Genomic DNA, 23,937 nt, shown 5'->3' with positions numbered 1-23,937 from the left:
GGGTTACAGGATGAGTTCTTCGAGGGGTCCGGCGGCCGCCGACTCCTCGTCGCCGGTCAGGACGAGGCTTCGGGCGGCGAGGGACCGGCAGACCAGGTCGACGATGTCCGCCACGGTGGTGTCGCCGAGGAGGCGCTGGGGCGGGACGTCCACGACAAGCGCCGTGCGGAACTGCTCCCTGAGCCGCATCGCGCGCAGCGAGTCCAGGCCGAGATCACCCAGCCGGGCGCCGGCGAACCGTGCGCGCAGGCTCTCCACCTCGTCCGCGAGCCCCGGGACCAGCACGGTCATCCGGGTGAACAGGATGTCCGTGAGGGCTCGCCGTGCCTCCTGCGGCTCCTCGACGGCGAGCCGCGACAGCTCGTCGGCGTCCCACGGCTCGACGGCCTCCGGCTCGGCGACGGCCGCCGCCTGCCCGGCCGGATCGGATGCGGCGTACGTGAGCCCCGCGACGGTGACGAGCGGTTCGCCGGCGTCGGAGTACAGCTCCAGGTCGATCGGGCCGCCCGGCGTACGGCGGACGTGGCACCACAGCCGTCGTGGCAGCGCGCGGTGCCGGGTGAGCCGGGACAGGCCCGACGGAAGCCACAGGCCGGCGTCGGCATCGGCATCGGCATTGGCGTTGGCGTCGGCGACGAGCGGCAGGGCGGTCAGGAAGCAGGTCTCGAGCACCACGGGGTGCACGACGTACTGATCGCCGTCAGCGGCGACCGCGTCGGTCTCGAGGAGGGTCAGCGCTTCCCCGTCGGCCCGCCACCAGCGGCGGGCGACCTCCCGGAAGGCCGGGCCGCAGGCGATTCCGGCGTCCGCGAGCCGCGCGAACAGTTCCTTCGGTGCCTGCTCGGTCATCCGGGAGCGCAGCCGGTCGAGGTCTGCGCCGGAAGGGACCGGGACGGTCTCCTCGGTGCTCGACGCGGTGAACCGCAGGGTCCAGCCGCCGCCCCCGGGACCGGCGTCCCCGGGACCGGCGCTGAATCCCCTGATCCGGCGGACCGCGCCGTGGGTTTCCGCCGCTGTCTGAAGGGTCGGCGGGAGCGTGCCGGGCAGCGTGGTGGGCTCGCCGAAGACGAGATCCCCGATCGTCCGGGCGTCGTCGCCCTCGCGGGCTCCGCGGCGTGCGGCCGCCAGCGCCCATTCGGCGACCGCGGCGGGTGGCAGGGCCCGCGTGCCGCGCAACCGGTACTGCGCGACGTACCAGGGTTCCCGCTCCGCCGGTGTCCGGGTGAACCGCCGTTCGCCGGGGTCGGCGAGGTCGATCGGGCCCCCGAGCAGAGGGTGCACGGGCTCCCCGACCAGCTCGTCGCCCCCGCGGCCCCGGGAGCTCGGCGCGTCGAGCCAGTACCGCTTGCGGCGGAACGGGTAGCCGGGCAGGCGGATCCCCCTGGCGTCCGTCCCGGTGAAGGCGGCCTCCCACGACAACGCCGCACCGGCCGTGTACGCCTCCGCGAGGCGTGTCAGCAGCCCTTCCGCCGTGACGACGGCTCCGGGATCCAGCTCCAGACAGGCCGTCGCACCCTGCGACCGCACCCGGGCCAGGAGGTCGTCGCCGTCGCCGCCGGCCCACAGGAAGTCACCCGCTGCCCAGTGGCCGGGGTGGTCGGGGTGGTCGGGGTGGTCGGGGGAGACCAACGTGATGCGCGGCTTCGCGTAACCGATCCGCTCCGCGGTGGCCCGCAGCCCGTCCGCGGCCCCGCGATCCCCGCGGTCCTCGCGGCTTTCGGTGTCGTGGACGCGCGCGACGGCCGCCGCGAGCGCCCCGGCATCCGCAGGCGACAGGACACCGGCGGCGAGAGCGGCCGTGATCTCGCCGATCCCCGAACCGGCGACGAGATCCGGCACCACTCCGCACGAAAGGGCCAGGCGGTACAGCGCCACCTGGACGGCGAAGACGGCTGCGTGGCGGTACGTCGCCGGCGGCCGGTCGAGATGGGACTCAAGACAGGTGCGAACGTCGTCGTACGCCTCGGCGAAGACGGGGAAGCGTTCCGCCAGCCGCCGGATCGAGTCGTCGTGGGCCGTCTCGGCGCCGGTGAACACCATGGCCGTTTTCGCGGCGGTGACCGCACCGGTGAACAGGCCGGGCGCGTCCTCGCCGCGGGCGAGGGCCGCGAGCGCGGCGAGATGGTCGCCGGCGCGGACGCCCACGCTGACCGCGCGGTGCCTGAAGCCCGCCCTGGTGCGGGCGAGCGACACCCCGACCTCCGTCGAGCGGGACGGTCGAGCGGCGAGGAAGCCGCCCAGCTCCGCGGCCATGGCACGCAGCGCCGGCTCGGACTTCGCGGACAGCACCCAGGGCGTGGCGATGTCGTCGGCGCCGTCCGGCGCCGGGTCGGATCCGCCGTCCTGCGCGGTCGACTCCTCGAGGATCAGATGGGCGTTGGTGCCGCTGATGCCGAAGGAGGACACACCGGCCCGCCGGGGACGACCGTCGGCGGGCCACGGAACCGTCTCGGCCGTCGGCGCGACCGTTCCGCCGGACCAGTCCACGTGCGGGGACGGCCGGTCGAAGTGGAGCGTCCGCGCGTGTGTCCCCGCACGGATGGCCATGACCGTCTTGATCACGCTCGCCACCCCGGACGCCGTCTGGGTATGGCCGATGTTCGACTTGACCGAGCTCAGCCGCAGGGGCCGCTCGGCCGTCCTGCTCTCGCCGTAGACGGCGATGACGGCCTCGGCCTCGATCGAGTCACCCAGCGCCGTGCCGGTCCCGTGCCCTTCCACCGCGTCCACCTGGTCGGGGGTGAGCCCGGCGTCGTCCAGCGCCTGCCGGATGACCGCCTCCTGGGCCGCGCGGCTCGGCGAGGTCAGCCCGTTCGTCGCGCCGTCCTGGTTGACGGCCGACCCGCGGATCACCGCGAGCACCGAGTGGCCGTTGCGCCGAGCCGCGGACAGGCGTTCCAGCACCAGCAACCCGGCGCCCTCGCCGAAGCCCATGCCGTCCGCGGCGGCCGAGAAGGGCTTGCATCTGCCGTCCCCGGCGAGAGCGCCGCGGCGGCCGAACTCGACGATGACGTCCGGCGTGGCCATGACCGTGACGCCGCCGGCCAGCGCGAGCTCGCAGTCGCCGCGCCGCAGTCCCTGGCACGCCAGATGGATGCCGACCAGAGAGGACGAGCAGGCCGTGTCGACGCTGATGGCCGGCCCGCGCAGCCCCATGACGTAGGAGACCCGGCCCGACGTCGTGCTCGGCGCTCCGCCGACGATCAGCTGCTCCTCGACGCCCGCCGGGAGCCCCGCCCGCGGCTCCCCGGCGTAGTGGGAGTAGGACACCCCGGCGTAGACACCCGTCAGGGTCCCGCGCAGACCGGCCGGATCCAGGCCGGCGTGCTCGACCGCGTGCCAGGCGGTCTCCAGGAGCAGCCGCTGCTGCGGATCCATCGCCAGCGCCTCGTGCTCGCCGATCCCGAAGAACTCGGCATCGAACCGGTCGGCTCCGGCGACGAAGCCCCCCTGGGCCGCCGTGGGCCGCGCCATCGCGTCCGTGCAGCCGGGCACGTCGACGGCGCCCCATCCCCGGTCGTCGGGGAACGGCGAGATGCCGTCGCCTTCGCCGACGACGAACCGCCAGAGATCCGCCGCGGAACGCAGATCGGGCGGAAACCGGCAGCCCATGCCGACGATCGCGATGGGCTCCGAATCCTTCAGCTCGATCTCGTGCAGTCTCCGGGCGGTGCGCTGCAGTTCGCCGGTGGCCTTCTTCAGGTACTGACGCAGCTTTTCTTCATCAGCCATTCGTCGTACGGCTCCCTGTAATTGTCGGCAATTCAAATCCGAAGGCCCGGGGACGCATATTTTTCACTTCGGCATAATTCCCGGTCGACCTTACTGCGCGGGCGTGGTCCCCTGGTACCCCACCTCCACCCCTACGCACACCCCTAAGCCCATCGGCTAAGGGTGCGATAGGGGTTGAGGTGGCCTCCCGGGTCGGGTAGACCGAAGACCGTGACGGGGTGAGCCGGCCGGGTCCGTGATGGATGCGCCGGTGGTCGGTGAGCTGAACCCCCCCACTCATTACCTGCCGAGGTGGCCGGACCACGGTGGGGCGATCATTCTTGTCCTTTTATGCGGTGAAGAATGCACGGGGAAAGGTGTGGCGTTGATCTGCCATGGCCGGCCTCCCGCTGCTAGCGTCGAGAAAGTCCGTCGACGATCACCGTTCGATGCTGCCTCGGGAGATGGATTGTGTCGGATCCGCCTGTAGTGATGGATACGCCCTGGGAAAAGGTCGCCGATTCCATCGAATTCATTCCCGCCGAATATTCCGTCAAGAGCGAGCCGGAATCGGTCGCGCAGGAGATGCTGCGGTGCGGGCCGGCGGAGATCGATCGGCTCGTCGCCGCCGGGCTGCCGTTCGAGGAGCGCTCCGGCGTCCGTCACTTCGACGTGAACGATCTCTACAACCTCGGCATGTACTCGAACACCTCGAAGACGCAGCCGGAGCTCGCGTTCCGCATGCTGTTCCGGTTCGCGGGCCGGCCCGTGGACGACCTGCTGCGCACCAAGACCTGGGACTTCCAGGTCCGGCTGGAGTGTTCCGACTGCGCGGGCGAGGCTCCGTGGCGTCTGGAGGAACCGGACATTGTCCGGTTCGGCGGGAGCGTCGCCGACGTGACGGCGCCGGCCCCGGGCTCGGGATCCGCGCAGTACACGGCCACGGTCACCACGACCGGTGCGCGCACCCCGGTGATCTCTCCGGTGCTACGGCGCCTGACCAGCGAGTACCTGGCCGCCGGTTACCGCTGGCAGATGATCCCGGTACCCATGCAGGCCGACTACGGCCTGGTGCACGACCTGGGCGCGACGAGCTGCATCGCGGCCAGTCTGCTGCTGGCGGAGCGCTTCCGGGACGCCGGGTACCGGGCCGAGGCGAAGCGGGGCTGGTTCTGCGGCGTACTCGGCGGCGCCCTCGACCTGCCGCACGCCTGCGTCGAGGTCGAGGACGACGACGGCAGGCTCAAGACCATCGACATCGCCAAGGCCCAGCTGGCCGCCCGCCTCTCCGCGAGCACCGCCGAGTTCCAGGAGCTGTGCCTTGGCTCGATCTACAACAAGGTCATTCCGTCCACCGCTTCCGGTAACGCCGCCCTGGGCCATCACGAGTGCGGCTCACGGACGCCGGTCCACGTGCGTGCGGATATCCGATCGGTGCGTTGAGGAGACGACTGCACATGGCTGTACGCGAAATCGAGCCGGTAGTGCTCGAACTCGACCGGTTGGAACAGCTGGCCGAGTCCGGCTATTACAACCCGTATACGATGTTCGACTGGCCCGAGACAATCGAGCCCGACCTGCCGTGGATGAGCGAGAGCCTGACCACGCTGGCCGGCACGCCGATGTGGGACGAGTTGACGCGTGAACAGCAGATCGCGCTGACCAAATACGAGGCGATCAATTTCTTCAGCCTCAACATCCATGGCATCCGCGAGCTGATGAGCGACGTCGTGATGCGCATCCACGAGCGGACCTACGCGGACGTCTCGGAATTCCTGCACCACTTCATCGGTGAGGAAAACGAGCACATGTGGTTCTTCGCGCAGTTCTGCCTGCGCTACGGCGGCAAGCTGTATCCGGCGCAGCCGACGCTGAAGGCCGACTCGGTCGCCCACCTCTCCACGGTGGCCCGTGAGGTCATCGTGTTCGCGCGCATCCTGATCTTCGAGGAGATCGTCGACCACTACAACGCGCATATGGCGACCGACCCGTCGTTGCCGCACATCGCCCGCGAGATCAACCGGGTGCACCACCAGGACGAGAGCCGGCACGTCGCGTTCGGCCGGATGGTCTTCACCAACCTGCTCGGTCAGGTGGCCGGGCGAGACCCGGACGAGGTGCCGGTGGTCGCCGAGTATCTCGAGAACTACCTGCAGTACAGCATCGGCACCCTCTACAACCCGGCCGCCTACCGCGACGCCGGCATCCCGGACGCGCTGGCGCTGCGGCGGCGCGCGCTGGAGCACCCCGCTCGGGTGGAGGCGCACGACCGGATACTCAAGCGGACGCGGAAGTTCCTGTCCAAGGCAGGCGCAGGCAGGGAACTGATCAAGTGATGACCGAGCCCATGCAGGCGGTTCGGGAGTTCATCCTGGGCCGCAATCCCAAGATCGACCGGCTGGACGGCGACCTCGACCTGATCGACAGCCGGGCCATCAACTCGCTGGCCTTCGTCGAATTCATTTTCCTGCTCGAGGAGTTGACCGGCGAGCCGATCGACCCCGAGGACCTGGATCTGGACGACTTCCGCACGCTCCACGCGATCGAAGCGCGATTCTTCAAGCAGAAGGCGGCGTGATGACCACAGCAACCGACAACGGCCTGGGAGTTCTCGACGGCGGCCAACTGCGTCTGCTGCGGGCGCTCGACGCGGTGTTCCAGCGTTTCGCCGAAGGCTGGCAGGCCCCGGAGTTCCGGTTCCCGTTCCTGATCCGGTGTGAGGATCTGGACAGGTTCGACTACTTCGACAACTTCCCGCAACTGGGCCTGGCTGCGACCCGGCTCGACCCGCCACGCCTCGGCAAGCTGCTCACCGAGGCGGAGCGGCCGATCGACCGCGTGCCGCCCGAGATCATGGAAACGACCGCCTTCGCACTGCCGTCGGCCGCCTGCTACGCGGTCTACGTCAACCTGGCAGGCCGGACGCTGCCCGACGCCGGGCTGCTGCGGACGACGGTCGCCACCTGCTTCCGCAACGAGGACCACTACGACGGCCTCCAGCGGCTGCTGGGCTTCTCCATGCGGGAGATCGTCTTCATCGGCCCGGAGGACGGCGCCAAGCAGCATCTGCTGAACGCCAAGGACACCGTGCTGACGCTCTGCGCCGGACTCGGGCTGGACGTCCAGGTCGAGGTCGCGACCGATCCCTTCTTCGACAAGAACAGCAGCAAGGCCAAGATGCAGCGGCTGTTCCCGGTGAAGGAGGAGTTCGTCGTCGACGGTCTGGCGATCGGCTCGGTCAACTACCACCGGAACTTCTTCGGCGAGCGATGCGCCATCCAGGCCGGCGGCGACACGGCGCACACCAGCTGCCTCGCCTTCGGCCTGGAGCGATGGGTGCACACCCTGACCCGGCACTTCGGCGACACCGCCGCCGCGCTGTCCGCAGTGGAGAGTCTGGGCTGATGCGCGCCACGTTGGCGGAGGCGCTCGGGATCAGGGTGAGCCTGCTCCAGTCGGGAATGGGCGGCGTCGCGGGCCCGGACCTGGCGTGCGCGGTGTCGGAGGCGGGCGCGGCGGGCTGCCTCGGCGGCTACAAGCTGGTCGGCGAGGCGCTGTCGGCAGCGCTGAAACGGCTGGTCGCGGGCACCGACCGCGCTGTCGGCGTGAACCTCATCCCGGAGGTCGTCGGACCGGAGGAACTCGACCGCCAGGTCACGCAGGTGCTCGACGAGACGCCCCCGCAGGTGTACCTGTCGCTGTTCGGCATGCCGGACGATGCCGTGTGCGAGCGGATCACCGGTGCGGGACGGCAGCTCGTCGTCCAGATCGGGACCGTACGGGACGGCGTGCACGCGGCCGAACAGGGCGCGATCGTGGTGGTGCAGGGCACCGAGGCGGGCGGTCATCTCCTCGGCACCTCGCACCGCGACGAGCTGGTCGCGGAGCTGCGCGCCCTGCTGCCCGACGCCTGCCTGGTCGCCGCCGGCGGGATCGGCTCACCGGCCGAGGCGGCCCGGGCTCTCGCCGCCGGAGCCGACGGCGTGCTGCTCGGAACCGCCTTCGTCGTCGCCCGCGAGTCGATGGCCCACCCCTACTTCAAGACCGCGGTCTGCGCCTCCGGCGAGGCCGACACGGTGATCACCGACGTGTACGAGATCGGCTGGTCCGGCCGCCGGCACCGCGTTCTGGCGACGGCCGTCACCCGCGACTCGGACCAGCCGAAGAAATTCATCGGCCGCACCGTGGTCGAGGGGAAGCAATACGTGGTGCCGCGGTTCAGCGCCGCGGTTCCCACTGTCACCACCAGCGGCCGCATCGAAGAGATGGCGATGTACTGCGGACTGTCCTGCGGCGCCATTTCCGGCGAACGCCCGGCTGCCGACATCGTCGCCGAATTTGCCCGCATTCTGCCGGGTTCCGGCACTGTGGGAACAGAGAATGTGGAGGAATCGCATGGCAAGCTATGAAGAACTGTCCCGGCTGGATATGACCTACCTCGACACTCCGCGAATTCGCACCAGGGAGGGCGTCGAACTCTACTACGAGACCCGTGGTGAAGGCACTGCCCTCACGCTGCTCAACACCTTCTTCCTGCCGGTCCCGGCGTGGCGGGTATACACCGAGGAACTCGAACAGCATTACCGCGTGCTGAGTTTCGACCTGTGCAATCACGGCCACTCCTCGAAGGTCGCGGAGGAACCCACCTGGGACGAGCACGCGGTCGACCTGATCGCCCTGCTCGACGCCCTGGAGATCGAGACGACGTATCTGGTCGGCCTGTCGACCTCCACCGTGTTCGCCAGGGAAGTGGCGCTGCGCTACCCCGAGCGCGTCAAGGGGCTGGTGCTGACAGGCCCGGCCTTCGGCCCCCGCGGCATGCGGCGGCAGCGGCAGATTCAGCGGGCGTGGCTGCGGACGCTGGAGAGCCACGGCCTTGAGGGCCTGTACGAGCATCTGTACCCCGAGGTGTTCAGCGCGGAAATGAACGAGGCGCTCGGTGCGCCCGGCTTCCTGGGCTTCCGGGAGAGCTTCAGCGCGCTCGCCACCGTCGAGGAGATGACCAACGGTCTGAAGCGCGCCATGCAGGACAAGAGCAGCCCCGAGATGCTGGCCCGCATCGAGGCGCCGACGCTGGTCGTCGTCGGCGACGACGACTTCCTGCTCAGCCCGACCGGCGCCAAGGAACTGGCAGGCCTCTTCCCGGACGGCCGCTGCGAGATCATTCCGAAGGCCGGCCACATCCCCTTCATCGACGATCCCGAGGGCTACCAGTCGATCGTCCGAAAGTTCGTCGAAGAAGTGGAATCACGTGCCTGATGAAGCACTCGAGGTGCGGCAGAGCATCCGTGAACTGCTACGGGAGCAGCAGGGCGGCGACCGGTTCGTGAGCACGGTGTCGGACACCGAGTCGCTCCGCCAGGCGGGGATGTCCTCGAACGCGCTGGTCGCTCTGCTGGTGGCGATGGAGGACGCGTTCGACTTCGAATGGGACGACGACGTCCAGCCGGAGGCGCTGCGCTCGATCGAGTCGCTGGCCGACCACGTCGTGGCGCTGCGCGGTTGACGGCCCGACGTGGTTGTCGAGCCGGCGGTTCCCGCCCGCGCCGCCGCAGGAATGCGGGTCGAATGGCGTGCGGTGCACCGGCCGTACGGGCCGCGTCAGCAGTTCACGGCCGGCCGACGGGCGGCCGCGGCGGCGCTGGCCGCGGCCGGCGCCGCCGACCGGACCGTGCCCCGTGACCGGGACGGACGGCCGCGCTTCCCGCCGGGATTCGCCGGATCGATCTCCCACACCGACCGTCTGGCGGTCGCGGTGGTGATTCCCGGTGCTGCGGCGGTCGGCGTCGACATCGAAAGCGCGGTCATCGGTCCGCGCGTCGCCGGATTCGTCCTGAGCGGACGGGAGCGAAATACGCTGCTCCCGCCCGCCGGGGAATTCACCCCACGGGAACTCTTCTCGGCCAAGGAGGCTGCTTTCAAGGCGCTGTACGGCATCGGCGCACCGGAACACTTCCTGTTCTGGAAGATCGCACTCGATCGGTCCGACGATGCATTGATCGCGTCCTATCGCGGTGCGGCGGTACCGGTGTGGATCCGTTCCGAGGAAGACCTTTCGTTCGCCGTTGCGATCCAGCGGTGAATGAAGCGGTGAATGAAATTGACCACCATGCGTTTTGTTTCAGGATTCTGGGAGGAGAGACTCGTGGGCGATCTTGGGAACTGCGCGGCAATCGTGGGAGTGGGCTGTCGGCTGCCGGGTGGCATCAACAACCTGGATCAGCTTCAGGCGGCCCTGTTCGCCGGCCTCGACCTGGTGACCGAAGTGCCGCCGGACCGGTTCGATCCGGCGCTGTGGTGTGCCCCGGGGGAGCACCGCCCGGGGATGAGTTACACCGACGCCGGCGGGTTTTTGCAGGACATCACCGGTTTCGATCCGGGTTTCTTCGGGATCTCGCCGCGTGAGGCGGCCCAGATGGACCCGCAGCAGCGGCTGTTGCTGGAAATGACGATAGAGGCCTTCCACCATGCCGGCATCGACCCGGCGGCGGTGGAGGGGCAGGACGGCGCCGTATACGTGGGGACCTCCACGCGCGGGTACTGGGAGCTGGTGTCCGCGCGACCCGAGGCGATCGACGCCCATTCGTTGCAGGGCACCCTCACCTGCAACGCCTCCAACCGGCTGTCGTTCCTGCTGGACTGGCGGGGCCCGTCGTACTCGATCGACACGGCGTGCTCGTCGGCGCTGGTCGCCCTCCACCAGGCCGCCCAGGCGGTGACGAGCGGGAAGGTACGCACCGCGATAGCCGCCGGTGTCGGCCTGCTGCTGAACCCCGTCGACTACATCGGATTCGCCGAGGCATCCGTACTGTCGCCGACCGGACGCTGCCATGCGTTCTCGGAACTCGCCGACGGGTTCGTACGAGGCGAGGGCGGCGGCGTCGTCCTGCTCAAGCGGCTCGATGACGCGCTCGCGGACGGGGACCGGGTCCTGGCGGTCGTCGCGGGCTCGGGCACCAACACGGACGGCCGGTCGGTGAACGTGATGAGCCAGCCGTCCCCGGTCACCCAACAGGCGCTCCTGGAGCAGGTGTACGCGGAAGCCGGCATCAGCCCCGAAGAGCTCGTCTACCTGGAATGCCACGGGACCGGCACACCGGTCGGAGACCCGGTGGAATGCACCGCGCTCGGCGCCGCGCTCGGCGCGCACAGGGCCGCCGACCGCCCGCTCCCGATCGGGTCGGTGAAGACCAACATCGGGCACCTCGAGTGCGCCTCCGGAATGGCCGGACTGCTCAAGACCCTGGTCGTCCTGCGCAGCGGCCGGATCCCCCCGTCCCTGCACGGTCTGCCCCGCAATTCCGCCATCGACTTCGACGGGCTGGGACTCCTCCCCACGGACCGGGAGATCCCGATCGAGCGGGGCCCGGGCCGCGCGGCGGCAGGGATCAACTCGTTCGGCATCGGCGGCGCGAACGCCCACGTCATCCTCGCCGAGCCGACAGCAGAGCACGCCGACACCCGGCCCCCGACGCCCGACCGGCGGCTGCCGGTGCTGGTCTCCGCGCGAACCCCGGAGGCGCTCGACGAGGCCGCATGGGCGATGGCCGAGTACCTGGAGGACACCCCGGACAGCTTCTACGACGTCGCGTTCACCTCGGTGCGCCGGCGACAGCGCTACGAGCACACCGCAGTGGTGATCGCCGATGACGCGGCCGGTGCCGCCCAGGACCTGTACAGCATCTCCGCGGGGACGCTCCCCGCAGCCGCCGCCCGCTGCGAGGCAGCCGCGGCGGCAGGGACACCCGTCGGTTTCGTGTTCGCGGGCAACGGCTCCCAATGGGCCGGCATGGGGTCGGCGTTGATGGGCGCGGGCGCCGGGGCCGACGCCGCCTTCACCGCCGCCGTGCGGGAGGCGGACACGTACCTGTCCCCGCTGCTCGGCTGGTCGGTGGCCGCCGCGCTCGCCGACGGGCAGTACGACCTGGCACGCACGGAGATCGCCCAACCGCTTCTGTTCGCCGTCCAGGTGGGGCTGCTGGCCTCGCTGCGTGAGCGGGGCGTCACCCCGTCGATGGTCACCGGGCACAGCGTCGGGGAGATCGCCGCCGCCTACGCCGCCGGCATCCTCGGCATGGAGGCGGCCTGCCGGGTGGTGGCGATCCGCAGCGCCGCACAGGGCCGCACCGCCGGCACCGGGATGATGGCCGCCGCCGCCGTCGGCCCGGCGGAAGCGGACGCGCTCATCGCCTCCAGCGGGGCCGAGGTGGAGGTCAGCGCCATCAACTCGCCCAGCGACGTCACCCTCTCAGGCGACCGCGAAGCACTGGAGGACATCGGCAAGATACTCGCCGACCGCGGCGTGTTCTTCCGGATGCTGCCCCTCGACTACGCCTTCCACAGCGCCAGGATGGACCCGATCCGGGCCCAGATCCTCGAGGAACTCGACGACCTCGCGACCGGCGACCCGACGCTGCCCATGTTCTCCACGGTGACCGGCGCGGCCGTGCCGGACGGCCGGACGATGAACGCGGACTACTGGTGGCGCAACATCCGGGAGCCCGTCAGGATGGCCGAGGCCGTCCAGGCGATGACCGCCGCCGGCGCGGGCGTACTCGTCGAGATCGGCCCGCACCCCGTACTCGCCACCTACCTGCGCCGCATCTCCCAGTCCCCGGACAGCCCTGCCTTCACAGCGACCGAGACACTGCGCCGCGACCAGAAGCCGGACCTCGACGCGCACGCCGCGGCGGTACTCGCGGCCGGCGGCGCCGTCGACATGCAGACGTGGTTCGCCGCACCCGGCCGCGTCGCGGACCTGCCCGCCTACCCGTGGCAGCGGGAACGGCTGTGGGTCGGCGAACCGTCCTGGTGGGGACACGGCCCCGGCGACGGCAAGCTCGTACACCCGCTGCTCGGCGAGCGGGTGGCCGTCCCGGACCCGCAGTGGGAGGGAACGGTCGAAACAGCGCGGGTGCCCTGGTTGAGCGGACACCGAGTGGCGGGCTCGACCGTCATGCCCGGCGCGGCATTCGCCGAAATGGCTCTGGTCGCAGGACCCGCGGCGATCCGCGACCACGCAATCCAGGTCACCGACCTGGCCGTCACCTCCGGCCTCACCATGCCCGCACCCGGCGACCCCGCGCAGGTACACCTCAGCACCGCCGTGTCGGGAGACGTCATCACGATCTCCTCGCGGCGGGACCGGCTCGGCGGCCCGGCCCAGCCGTGGCAGCAGCACGCCCGCGGCCGACTGCGCGCCGTCACCGCACCCAGCCCCGAGGCGCTCGACGCCACAGCCATCCGCGCCCGCCTCGCCGGGGCGATGACCCTGAACCACGACGAGTTCTACGCGATCAGCGACCGCGCGGGCACCGTCTACGGCTCCGACTTCCGTGCCGTGACCGGCGCATGGTTCCGCTGCGACGACGTGGGCGGAACCGGCGAGCTTCTCGCCGAGTACACCATGCCCGCCGCACCCGCCGCCGAGATGACCGGACCCACCAGCCGTTACGTCGCCCACCCCGTACTCCTCGATGTCGCGCTCCACGCGGGCGGCCCGCTGAACCCAGCCCTGCGCGACGGCTCGATGCTGTTCATGCCCGTCGAGTTCGGCGCGCTCACCGCCTGGTCACGGCCGCCCACCCAAGGCATCGTGCATGTCGTCGCCCACTCCGAAACCGGCCGGGAAGCCGTATGGGACGTGACGCTGGCCGCTCCGGACGGCACCGTCGCCATCACCATCAAGAACATGCGGCTCCGCTTGATCGAGGGCCGTCCACAGCCCCCGCTGGGAGTATGGGCGGCCACGTCGGAAGCAGCCGCCTTCGCGGACGAGCCCGGTACGCCGCTCCCCACGGACACCGCCGGCGCCCCGACGGCCTGGACGGTCATGGCGGATCACGGTGGCCTGCCGTTCGCGCGGCAGCTCGCCGACACGCTCGACGCCACGGCCCCCACAGCCGTCGCCCCCGGTGACACCGCAGCCTGGACCGACGCGGTCCGGCCCGACGCCGCGACCGCGGTGGCCCTGGTGCTCTCCGACGACAACGACAACGACGACTACAACCACGACCCGGGCGCGGCCGCGGCACACGCCGGACAGATCCTCCGCGACGTGGCCATCGCCTGGCAGCAGCGCATCGCCGACACCCCCGACGCACGGCTGACGCTGTGGCTGATCACCGGGCCCTGCGGCGCCATGGCACACCCCGGCACGGACGGAGCCGGCAGCATGGCGGCAGCGTCGGCATGGGGCACGGCACGGACCATCACCAACGAGATACCCGGCATCGCCATCCGCCGGATCGCCGTCGAACCCTCCTTCGCCGCCGCGCTGACCGAACGCGTCGCCGAGGTCCTCACGGCCGACACCGGCCAGGAGGACGAGTTCGCCGTCTTCGCGGACCAGGTACGCGTGCCGCGCCTCGCCGCCCTGCCACCGTCCACAGGCGAAACCACCCCGCCGCGCCGCAGGCCCACGGACCAGGCGACAGCCCTGCAGGTCAGCACGATCGCGCTGACACCACAGTTCGGGCCCGCCGCGATCCCGATGCCCGAACCGGGCCCGGGCCAGGTCGTCATCGAGGTCAAGGCCGCCGCACTGAACTACAAGGACGTCATGCTGGCCACCGGCCTGATGCCCATCGAGCCCAGCCAGGCCGACTGGCGCGCAGGCGTCAACGCCGGTCCGCTGATCGGCCAGGAATGCGCCGGCGTGATCGTCAGGACCGGCCCCGGCGTCACCGGCCTGCGCCCCGGCCAGGCCGTCATGGCCGTCGCGTCCGGCTCTCTGGCCAGCCACGTCAAGGCCGAAGCGGCCGTCACCGTCCCCATCCCGCAAGGCATGGACTTCCAGCACGCCGCGACCATGCCGCTGGTCTACGCGACCGCCCACTACAGCCTCAACGTCCTCGCCGGCATGTCGGCCGGCGAGACCCTGCTCCTGCCCGGCGGCGCCGGCGGTGTCGGCCTGGCCGCCCTGAACCTGGCACGCCTGGCCGGCGTGCGCGTCATCGGCCTCGCCAGCACACCCGAGAAACGGCAGCTCCTGCTGGACCGAGGGGCCGAGCACGCGCTCGACTCACGCTCCGGCGACTTCCCCGACCAGGTCCGGGAACTCACCGGCGGACGGGGCGTGGACATCGTCCTCAACTCCCTGACCGGAACGGCCGCCGCGGCCTGCCTGGAACTGCTCGCCCCCGACGGACGCTTCGTCGAACTCGGCAAGCGGGACCTGTACGGCGATGCGGGACTGCGGCTGCGCCCCTTCCTGAACACCCTGTCCTACTTCGCCGTCGACCTGGCCCAGCTCATCGACCGGCGTCCCGAGCGGGCCCGGGAGGTCCTGAGCGACATCGCCCGGCTGGCCGGAGAAGGCCGTATCGAACCGCTGCCGCACATCGTCTACCCGGCAGCCGGCCTCGACGACGCGTTCAACCGGCTCAAGCGGTCCGAGCACATCGGCAAGCTCGTCATCGACACCACCGGCATCGCCGCCCAGCGCGTGACGTTCGACCCCGAAGGCGTGTACCTCGTGACCGGCGGAACCGCCGGGTTCGGCGCCGCCACCGCACGCTGGCTCGCCGACCACGGCGCCGGGCGGGTCATCGTCACCGGACGCCGCGAGCCCGCTCAGCAGCCGGACCGCGCCGGCATCACCTTCATGGCCGCCGACGTCACCGACCGGGCTGCCATGACCCAGGTCATCGACCACGCCCGGACCTGCGCGCCGGGCGGACTGCGCGGAGTGTTCCACTGCGCGGCCGGCTATGACGACGGGCCCCTCGAAGAGCAGACCCGCGACCGGTACGAAGGCGTCCTCGCCCCGAAGGTCACCGGCGCCCACCTCCTCGACGAGCTGACCAGCGACTGCGACCTCGACCACTTCGTCCTCTACTCCTCCATCTCCGCGCTGCTCGGCAACCGGCTCCAAGCCTCCTACGCCGCCGCCAACCTGTGCCTGGAAACCCTGGCCCGCCGGCGCCGCGACCGCGGCCAGGCAGCACTCGCCGTCGGCTGGGGAGCCATCGCCGGCACCGGCGTCGTCGTCCGCGACAACCTCGCCGAATCCATGACCAGGCTCGGACTGGAGCCGATCTCCACCGCCGAAGCCCTCGACCGCCTGGGCCGGCTCCTCACCGGCGACGCACCCCACAGCGCGGTGATCGCACGCGTCGACTGGGAGCGGGCCGGCCTCATGTTCCCGGCCGCCGCCGCCACCCGGTTCTCCCACCTCATCACCTCGGCGTCCGGGCAGCAGGACCGGGCCGGCACAAGCCTGCGCGAGCAACTGCAGGCAGGCGAGGCAGCCGACGCGGAGGAACTGGCCACCCAGGCGCTCACCGACGTCATCGCGGCCGTCCTGCGGACCGAACCGGAACGCCTCTCACCCTCGGTACCGCTGAACCGCCTCGGACTCGACTCGATTCTGGCGACCGAGCTCGGCGTCACCCTGCGACGCCAACTCGACCTCGACATCCCCACCCTGGAAATCCTTGCCAGCCAAGGCATACGCGACCTGGCCAACCGCGCCATGGCTGCCGCAGGGATCAGTCACGCCAAGGAGCAGCACTCGTGAACGACTGGATCGTCCCCATCGCACCCGACCCGGACGCGCCAGTCTGCGTGATCGGACTGCCACACCCCGGCGGCGGCCCCAACTTCTACGCGCCCTGGGCCGACGCCCGCGGCGTCGAGATCCTCGCCGTCCAGCCACCGGGACGCGAGGCCCGCACCGCCGAGCTGCCCATCACCGACCTGCCCCGCCTGGTCAGGCAGACCGCGAACGCGATCGCGGGGATCTGCGAGCGCCGCCCGACGGCACTGTTCGGGCACTCGGGCGGCGGTCGCTACGCCTTCGAAGTCTGCCGGGCCCTCGAACGCGCCAACCGTGGCCCCGCACTGCTGTGCCCCTCCGGGATCTCGGCACCGGACCACCCGTACTGGACCAGCACCGCGGAGAAGCTGCTCACCGATCCCGTCACCGCCTATCTCATGCTCGGCGGCGAGGCCCTCCCCGGACAGATCGAACACGACCAGGCCACCGTCGACTCCTTCATCTCCCTGATCCGCGCCGACGCCCGTCTGTACACCGGGCTCGGAATCCAGCCGCCCGTCCCGCTGCGCTGCGCCGTCGCCGCCTTCGCCGGTGACGACGACGCCATCGCCGACCCCGAGGACATGGCGGGATGGCAGCAGTGGGCAGCGGGCCCGGAAGCCTTCACGCTGCACCGCTACCCGGGCGACCACTTCTACATCCGGCACCACTTCCAGGAGGTCCTGGACGACCTGCTCACCGACCTGACCAGCACCCCGAGCCCCGTCACGAGGACCGGCCGGCCGACGGCCCTGTCCCACTCCCAGTGACGGCGCAGGGAGACGCCGTACGAAAAGGCCGTGGCGTTCGGCCTTGAGGCTGTCGGGCCGGATGAGCAGCATCCGGCCCGACGCCGCGCGGGAACACATGACCGCGGTCGGCCTGATCCGGAAGACAACCCTGCCCGTCCATGCCCCGCGGACGAGGCGGCGGGCGGGACCACGAAGAACGGAGACGGACCGCATGACCACGCAACAGACCACCGCACTCCTCGTCGGCCTGGCCGTCATGGTGCTGCTCGCCCGGTTGCTCGGCGCGCTGGCCCGGCGCCTGGGACAACCCCCGGTGATCGGTGAGGTGTTCGCCGGCATCGCGCTGGGACCGACCCTGTTCCACGGGGCGATATCCGACGCCCTCTTCCCCGACACGACGCGCCCCCTGCTCAGTGCCCTGGCCGCGGTCGGCGTCGCCATCTTCATGTTCATCGTCGGCCTCGAGTGGGACACGACCCTCATACGGGGCAGCGGCGCCATCGCCCCCGCGGTGTCGATCAGCTCCGTCCTCCTGCCGTTCGGCCTCGGCACGGCCCTCGGCGGCTATCTGATGCACGATCACGGCACGGGCGACAAAACGGCGTTCATGCTCTTCATGGGCATCGCCATGTCGATCACCGCGTTCCCGGTCCTGGCCCGCATCCTCACCGACCGGGGCATGACCCGTACGCCGCTGGGCGTGGTGGCGCTGGCCTGCGCCTCGATCGACGACGTCCTCGCCTGGTCCCTGCTCGCCGCCGTCGTCGCCATCAGCGGATCGGCCGGCTCCGACCAGTGGCGGATCCTGCTCGCCGTCCCCTATCTGCTCGGCATGGCGTTCGTCCTGCGCCCCGCACTGCGTCAGCTGGCCCGCCGACAGGGCTCGCTCCGGCTGACCCCCACCGTCTTCGCGTGCATCCTCGCCGGCCTGCTGCTGTCCGCCGCGGCCACCGAATGGATGGGACTGCACTACATCTTCGGCGCCTTCCTCTTCGGCGCCGTCCTCCCGCGCTCGGGCACCGCGCCGCTCCGCCGTGAGGTGCACGACCGCCTCGGCCAGCTGAGCGCGACCCTGCTTCTGCCGGTGTTCTTCCTGGTCGCCGGCCTCAAGGTCGACCTGTCCGGGCTCGACGCGAGCGGGCTCGGCGACCTGGGGCTCATCCTGCTCGTGGCCGTGGGCGGGAAGTTCACCGGAGCGTACGCCGCCGCCCGGCTGAGCCGGATGCCGGTCCGGCAGTCCGCCGCGCTGGCCACGCTGATGAACACGCGCGGGCTGACGGAACTCATCGTCCTGAACGTGGGCCTGCAACTGGGCTTCATCCGCCAGGGCCTGTACTCCCTGATGGTCGTCATGGCCGTGGTGACGACCGCGATGGCGGGTCCGCTGCTGGCCTGGATCCTGGGCCGCCCGACCGGCGACGACCTCACCGCCACCGGCCCCGGTGCGGCCGCGGACGTCGCCGAGGTCACCGGCACACCCGAACGCGCGACAGGCCCCGCCGCCTGAGAACGGTCCCGGGCCTGCGGGGAAGCCACCCACCGGCCAGGCGGACGCGCTCACCTTCCCCGGCGGCCCCGCTTCCTCCGGGCGAACACGTTGGCCGGTACGGCCGAGGCGGCGAGCGCACGCCGGTCGACCTTCCCGTTCGCCGTGAGGGGCATCCGGTCGACGACCGCCCAGAGCGAGGGCACCATGAAGGACGGGAACCGTTCGGCGAGGCGGTCTCTGAGGTCGACCGGGGTGACGGCCGTTCCCGGCGCGAGCCGGACCGCGGCGAGCAGCCGCTTGTCGGAGATGCCGTCGGTGACGGTGACAACTGTCTCCTCGACCTCCGGACAGCCGTTCAGCGCGTCGCTGATCGCGGTGAGCTCGACACGGTAGCCGCGCACCTTGACCTGGTGGTCGGCCCGCCCGACGAAGTGGATGCGGCCGGCCTGGTCGATACGGACGAGATCGCCCGTACGGTAGATCCGCTCCGGGACGTCGGGCGAGAAGCGGCCGAAGCGGCGGTCGGTCTCCTCCTCGTCGTCGACGTACCCCACCGCGAGGCCTTCGCCCCCCGTGCACAGCTCGCCGACGGCGCCGGGCGGCAGCAGCCTCGCCCGCCGGTCGAGGACGTACACCCGGGTCCCGGGAACGGGGGTGCCGATCGGCAGCGGGCCGTCGACGTCCTGCGGCCTGCGGACCGAGTGGAACGTCGTGAAGATCGCGTTCTCGGTCGGCCCGTAGCCGTTGGTGACGGTCAGGCCCGGGTGGTCGGCGAGCGCTCGCGCGACATGTTCGTGGGGGACCACGTCCCCGCCGGTCAACAGCTGGCGCAGCGTGCCCAGCGACGTCGGCGCGAACTCCTGGACAAGCCGGAAGTGACCTGCCGCCAGCCAGGCCACGGTCACCTCGCGCTCCTCGATGAACGCGCCGAGCTCGCCCGGCGACAGCAGCCCCGGCGGACACACCTCGAGGACCGCGCCGGACAGCAGCGCGCCCCAGAGTTCGAACGCGGAGACGTCGAAGGCCAGCGACGACAGGCGGAGCACGCGTTCGCCCGGGCCGAACACGAGGTGGTCGGTGTCCTGGAACAGCGGGATCACCGCACGGTGCGGGACCGCCACTCCCTTCGGCTCGCCGGTCGTGCCCGAGGTGAAGGCGATGTACGCCGGGCGGTCGGGATCGGGTGCGGCGGGCGGCACATGCTCCGCGCCGACGGTCCACTCCGGCCGCCAGGGGCTGACCACGGGCACCTTGTGCCGGGAGACCTCGCCGGCGTCGTCGTCGCCGACGATGGCGGCGGCCGGCGCCGCCTTGGCGACGATCCCCGCGGTGTGTGCCGCGGGCTGGGTGAGATCGACGCCGACGTAGGTACCGCCCGCCCAGAGTGTGCCCAGGACGGCCACCGCCTCCGCCGCCGACCGCTGGACCCCGATCAGCACGGTGTCGCCGTCCTGGACGCCGGCGGCACGCAGGAGCCGCGCCTGCTCGGCCGCGGCGGCGGCGAGTTCGGAGTAGGTCAGCGCCGACTCGTCGTCGCGTACGGCCACCGCCGCGGGCCGGCGTGCCGCCACGGCGCGGAACAGCTCGTCCAGGGAGGAGGAGGGGAAGACACGGCCCGTCTCGTTGAGCCCGGCAAGGACTTCGCGGCCGGCGGGGGAGATGCACCGCACGTCCGCCAGTGTGCCGTCGTCGTCGCCCGCCGCCTCGGTGAGCTGCTGCACCGCGGCCACGTAGTCGAGGACGAAACGCTGCGCCTCGCCCCGGCTCCACAGGCTCGTCGCGTATTCGGCGTGGCCGGCGTAGGAGGGCTCGTCCCGGCCGAACCGGAGGCTGAGGTCGAATCGCGATCCGCCGCCGTCCGTCTCCTCGATCCGGATGCGCGCCGTGCCGGTCTCGATCCTCTCCGGGCCGGGCTCGCCGTAGGTACTGAAGGACGTCTGCACCAGGGGATGGCCCGGCCCGGACCGCTCCACGCCCAGCCGCTCCACGATCCGCGGGAACGGAACGCCGTCGGCGGCCAGGCTCCAGGCCACCGACTCATGGACGGCGCGGACGAACGCGCCCGGTGGGCGGTCGTCGTCGATGTCGATGCGGACCGGGAGCAGCTCGCCGGCCGGCGAGGTGATGCCCACGAGCAGCGAGTCGGCACCGGTCATCCGCCCCAGGATCAGACCGAACGCGGCGAGGAGGAAGGCGGACGAGGTCACCCCCAGGGCCCGGGACCGCTCGAGCACGGCCTGCGTCGCCTCGGCGGAGAGTTCGACGGGAAGCCGCGCGCCGGACGTGTCGTGGCGGTAGGGGCGCGGCCGGTCGGAGGGAATCTTGAGGACCGTCGGCACCTCGGCCAGCCGGTCCGCCCACGACGCCGTGAGGCGTTCTGGCTCATCGTCGGGGCGGCGCTGCGCGCCGGCGCGGACACGGGCAGCCGGTGCGTCCAGGCGCAGTTGGTCATGACGCGAGAACAGTGTGCGCAGCAGTCGGCCCACGGCGTGTGCGTCGAGAAGGAACCGGGGCGCCGCGACGGCCACCGCACGAAGAGCGCCCTCGTGCGAGAGCAGCAGGAAGCGCATCGACGCCGCGGCGGACGGGTCGAAGGGCGGCTGCCCGAATCGGCGCGCCGTATCGCGCGCCCAGGCGTCGAAGTGCTCCGGCGCGCCGTCGTGTTCGGCGCGGACGATCTCGGGGGCATGGTGCGCGACGACACCCACGACGGCGTCGGCGAGGATCTCCGTGTCGACACCACCCCGTTCGACGAAGCCGACGACGACCACGTTGGGCGGACCGGCCGGATCCTGAGGAGCCGTCAGGGAACTCCTCGGACCCTGCAGTCGGAAATCCGACGTCATCGTCGTCCGGATCGACATTCAGGATGGTCAGCGACGTGTGAACGCGTCGAATTCTCCATGATCCGCACCTTTTTTCGACTCCCCACCGACCGGCCACAGTAGCGGCAGGAGCAGCACCGGAGCGATATGCGGATCGCACCCCCGTTCGTGCATTTCGCACGTACGCCACGTCCGGGGAGCGGGCCCGAAGGACCGATGAGCCCTAGTGACGGACGGCCGGCCTGAGGTCGGCCACCACGCTCGCGAATCTCTGCGCCGCGAACTCCGCTTCCTGTGTGGTCATCGTCAGCGGAGGCATCAGCACGACGGTGTCGGGCGTGTAGTGGACCAGCAGGCCCTGCCGTCGGCACGCTGTCTCCAGGTGACGTCGGTCCTGCATGGAGAGCGGACTGCCGTCGTCCTCCACGAGGTCGATCGCCACATAGGCGCCGACAGCCCGGACGCCCCCGAACGTGGGCGCCTTGCCGAGCAGGTCGTCCAGCCGATCGCAAAGGAGCCGGCCGAGTGCCCGGCCGTTGGCCACCAGATCCTCGGACGTGTAGGCACGGATGGCTGCGAGCGCCGCAGCGCAGGCCACGGGGTGGCCGTCCGTGGTCGAGGCATGGGCAAACACCGTGCTGCTGGTGTCAAATGCCTGGTAGATCCGGTCGGTCGCCAGGACGGCACCGAGCGCCGCGTAGCCGGCGGTGATGCCCTTCGCGAGGCACATGACATCCGGGGAGACTCCGGAGATATCGGCCGCGAACATCTCGCCCATGCGGCCGAACCCGGTGAACGCCTCGTCGAAGATCAGCAGAATGTCGTTCTCTGTGCAGTACTCACGTGCGGCTCGTAGGTATGCGGCAGGGAGAGGCTGTCCGTTGCGTCCCTTCACCGGCTCGAGGATCATCGCCGCGATGCGATCCGGCCCCAGCGCGTCCAGCTGGGCGGCGAGTTCGGCACCGGATTCGTCGGTCGGCTCCGGAAGGTGACAGAAGCCGTCCGGCATCGGACCGAAGAGCCAATGCATGATGCGCTGCCCGCTCGCCGCCATGGCTGCCATCGGGCTGCCGTGGTAACTGTCCCGGAGACCCACGATCAGGCGCTTGTCCCGGCGGCCCTGGTTTCGGTGATAGGAGCGGGCCATCAGTATCGCGTTCTCGACCGCTGCGCCGCCCGTATGGCAGAACCGCACACGGCTGAGGCCGGCAGGGGCGATCGCGGTAAGCGCCTGCGCCAGTTCGACGACCACGGGCGCGGCCAGTTCCCACCGCACCATGCAGACGTAGGGCAGCTCGTGCGCCTGGCGGCACATCGCCTCTACGACGTCGTTCCTGCCGTAGCCGAGCATCATGTTGCCCACCCCGGCGCGGGCGTCGAGCGCGCGGTTTCCCGAGGCGTCGATCAGCCAGGACCCCTCGCCCTTGACCCAGAAGTCCTTGGTTCCGCTCTGCTCGAGGATCGCTGACGTGGGTAGGGTCCCGTGCCAGAGAGGGTATGTTTCACGATCCCATGTACTCGGCGTCATGGCCATGTCTCCCCGTTTCCCGCGTTATTTCACGGGCGCTTGGACCACGGAACACGTGAAGGTGTATCCGCCGGTGCCCTGGATGAGCATGCCGAATTCGCCCGGGTTGAGGCCGGCCTCGATGTCCACCAGGTTCGCGAGGAAGTCTCCGGCGCCGAGGCAGCCGGTGCTGCACTCGAGATAGCGAGGGTTTCCTCCGATGACTTCACTGATGGCCGGCTTGAACATGCCCTCGCGCATGGTCCGGGTAAGACGCGGCAGCGCGATGCAGCTGATGTCCTTGGGTTCGACATTCGCCGCCCGCAGAGCCCGCAGGACGAGCCCGAACAGCTTGGGAACGCTGAGCTTGACCATGCGTGCTGCCGCACCGGACTCCCTGAACGCCTTGTTGGCGCGCCGGAGGTCGATCGGAGTGCCGTGCCCCAGCGGCACGGAGGTGAACTCGTCGTCGCCGCGCATCTGGAATTCCCACTCGGTGTCCGTCTCCATCTCCAGCGAACGCAGGTGGAGAAAGTCGCTGCCCTCACCGGAGCGACCGAGCAGGACCGCGGTCGCCGAGTCCGAGTAGGCCGCGTCGTCGTCGCTTGCCCATCGATCGAATCCCGGTGCGCAGAAACGGTCCGCGGCCGTGACGAGAGCCGCGCCCGCCTCAGGGGTGGCGACCAGCCATTTGGCCGCGAGTTGCAGCGCCACGGCGCCGCCGTTGCAGAGTTGCTGGACATTGACGGGAAGCGCGTCGATGATCCCGGCCTGGTTGGCGATGTAGTGCGCCGGCGACCACATGTCAAAGCCCTGGTGGTAACTGAAGGAATGAACCAGGCAGCCTATGGCGGCAGGCTCGACTCCGCTCGACTCCAGAACGTCTTTCGCGGCCAGCGCAGCCATCTGCGGTGGCGCTGTATCGTCCGGAGCGACATACAGTTCCGTCACGCCGATGCGTTCGATATCCGCTGAGCTGAGCTCACCGTCCGCAGGACCTTGTTTGCCCGACGGAAGCCGGAGGGTCGCCGCCTTGATACTCAGCTCGGTCGCTGTCACTGGATCCTTGCCCTTCTCTCGTCTTCATTCTGGATTTCCGTGCGTGGGCCCGGCCA

15 protein-coding genes are annotated in these 23,937 nt (G+C 70.7%); 11 read left to right on the top strand and 4 right to left on the bottom strand.

Features of this window, described 5'->3' with window-relative positions:
• Positions 1 to 3 precede the first annotated feature (3 nt).
• Complete coding sequence (locus ACZ5SK_RS18230) at positions 4 to 3,732, bottom strand: type I polyketide synthase (RefSeq protein WP_468576278.1); 3,729 nt, start codon at positions 3,730 to 3,732, stop codon at positions 4 to 6.
• A 471-nt stretch (positions 3,733 to 4,203) separates the two neighbouring features.
• Here ACZ5SK_RS18230 and ACZ5SK_RS18225 point away from each other — a divergent pair, with 471 nt between their 5' ends.
• The 11 genes from ACZ5SK_RS18225 (at position 4,204) to ACZ5SK_RS18175 (ending at position 18,508) form a co-directional block, all read left to right on the top strand.
• Positions 4,204 to 5,154 (top strand): hypothetical protein, encoded by a 951-nt coding sequence (locus tag ACZ5SK_RS18225; RefSeq protein ID WP_468576277.1) that lies wholly within the window; start codon positions 4,204 to 4,206, stop codon positions 5,152 to 5,154.
• A 41-nt stretch (positions 5,155 to 5,195) separates the two neighbouring features.
• Positions 5,196 to 6,047, top strand: coding sequence for a diiron oxygenase (locus tag ACZ5SK_RS18220; protein WP_334575990.1), 852 nt, complete (start codon positions 5,196 to 5,198; stop codon positions 6,045 to 6,047).
• Positions 6,047 to 6,289 (top strand): acetyl xylan esterase, encoded by a 243-nt coding sequence (locus ACZ5SK_RS18215; protein WP_079658724.1) that lies wholly within the window; start codon positions 6,047 to 6,049, stop codon positions 6,287 to 6,289. Before ACZ5SK_RS18220 ends, ACZ5SK_RS18215 begins: the two co-directional genes overlap by 1 nt.
• Positions 6,289 to 7,116, top strand: coding sequence for a class-II aminoacyl-tRNA synthetase family protein (locus ACZ5SK_RS18210; RefSeq protein ID WP_334575988.1), 828 nt, complete (start codon positions 6,289 to 6,291; stop codon positions 7,114 to 7,116). Before ACZ5SK_RS18215 ends, ACZ5SK_RS18210 begins: the two co-directional genes overlap by 1 nt.
• On the top strand, positions 7,116 to 8,120 hold the full coding sequence (locus tag ACZ5SK_RS18205; RefSeq protein ID WP_334575987.1) for an NAD(P)H-dependent flavin oxidoreductase: 1,005 nt from the start codon (positions 7,116 to 7,118) through the stop codon (positions 8,118 to 8,120). The genes ACZ5SK_RS18210 and ACZ5SK_RS18205 overlap by 1 nt, the downstream gene beginning before the upstream one ends.
• The gene (locus ACZ5SK_RS18200) at positions 8,107 to 8,970 is read left to right on the top strand and encodes an alpha/beta fold hydrolase (protein ID WP_334575985.1); all 864 of its coding nucleotides are present in this window, start codon (positions 8,107 to 8,109) and stop codon (positions 8,968 to 8,970) included. Before ACZ5SK_RS18205 ends, ACZ5SK_RS18200 begins: the two co-directional genes overlap by 14 nt.
• Positions 8,963 to 9,217 (top strand): phosphopantetheine-binding protein, encoded by a 255-nt coding sequence (locus tag ACZ5SK_RS18195; protein WP_334575984.1) that lies wholly within the window; start codon positions 8,963 to 8,965, stop codon positions 9,215 to 9,217. Before ACZ5SK_RS18200 ends, ACZ5SK_RS18195 begins: the two co-directional genes overlap by 8 nt.
• 9 nt (positions 9,218 to 9,226) lie before the next feature.
• Positions 9,227 to 9,793, top strand: a complete 567-nt coding sequence (locus tag ACZ5SK_RS18190) for a 4'-phosphopantetheinyl transferase superfamily protein (RefSeq protein ID WP_334575982.1) — start codon at positions 9,227 to 9,229, stop codon at positions 9,791 to 9,793.
• A gap of 63 nt (positions 9,794 to 9,856) precedes the next feature.
• Positions 9,857 to 16,231: a type I polyketide synthase gene (locus ACZ5SK_RS18185; protein WP_457493752.1), complete on the top strand. Its 6,375-nt coding sequence runs from the start codon at positions 9,857 to 9,859 to the stop codon at positions 16,229 to 16,231.
• Positions 16,228 to 17,019, top strand: coding sequence for a thioesterase II family protein (locus tag ACZ5SK_RS18180; RefSeq protein WP_334575978.1), 792 nt, complete (start codon positions 16,228 to 16,230; stop codon positions 17,017 to 17,019). Before ACZ5SK_RS18185 ends, ACZ5SK_RS18180 begins: the two co-directional genes overlap by 4 nt.
• Before the next feature lie 193 nt (positions 17,020 to 17,212).
• Entirely contained in the window at positions 17,213 to 18,508 is a 1,296-nt protein-coding gene (locus tag ACZ5SK_RS18175; RefSeq protein WP_361707401.1) for a cation:proton antiporter domain-containing protein, read from the top strand.
• A gap of 50 nt (positions 18,509 to 18,558) precedes the next feature.
• Here the strand turns inward: ACZ5SK_RS18175 and ACZ5SK_RS18170 are convergent, their stop codons facing one another.
• From ACZ5SK_RS18170 to ACZ5SK_RS18160, 3 genes are all read right to left on the bottom strand, one after another.
• A complete protein-coding gene (locus ACZ5SK_RS18170; protein WP_361707403.1) occupies positions 18,559 to 21,336 on the bottom strand; it encodes an amino acid adenylation domain-containing protein in 2,778 nt (925 codons plus the stop codon).
• 202 nt (positions 21,337 to 21,538) lie between these two features.
• The gene (locus tag ACZ5SK_RS18165) at positions 21,539 to 22,849 is read right to left on the bottom strand and encodes an aminotransferase family protein (protein ID WP_468418529.1); all 1,311 of its coding nucleotides are present in this window, start codon (positions 22,847 to 22,849) and stop codon (positions 21,539 to 21,541) included.
• Positions 22,850 to 22,867: 18 nt separating this feature from the next.
• Positions 22,868 to 23,881, bottom strand: a complete 1,014-nt coding sequence (locus ACZ5SK_RS18160) for a ketoacyl-ACP synthase III family protein (RefSeq protein ID WP_334575970.1) — start codon at positions 23,879 to 23,881, stop codon at positions 22,868 to 22,870.
• Positions 23,882 to 23,937: the final 56 nt, after the last annotated feature.

The sequence above is a fragment of the Streptomyces sp. NPDC031474 genome, from assembly GCF_055581185.1.
The sequence above is the reverse complement of the archived record's forward strand: the minus strand, read 5'-3'. Positions and strand labels throughout refer to the sequence as shown.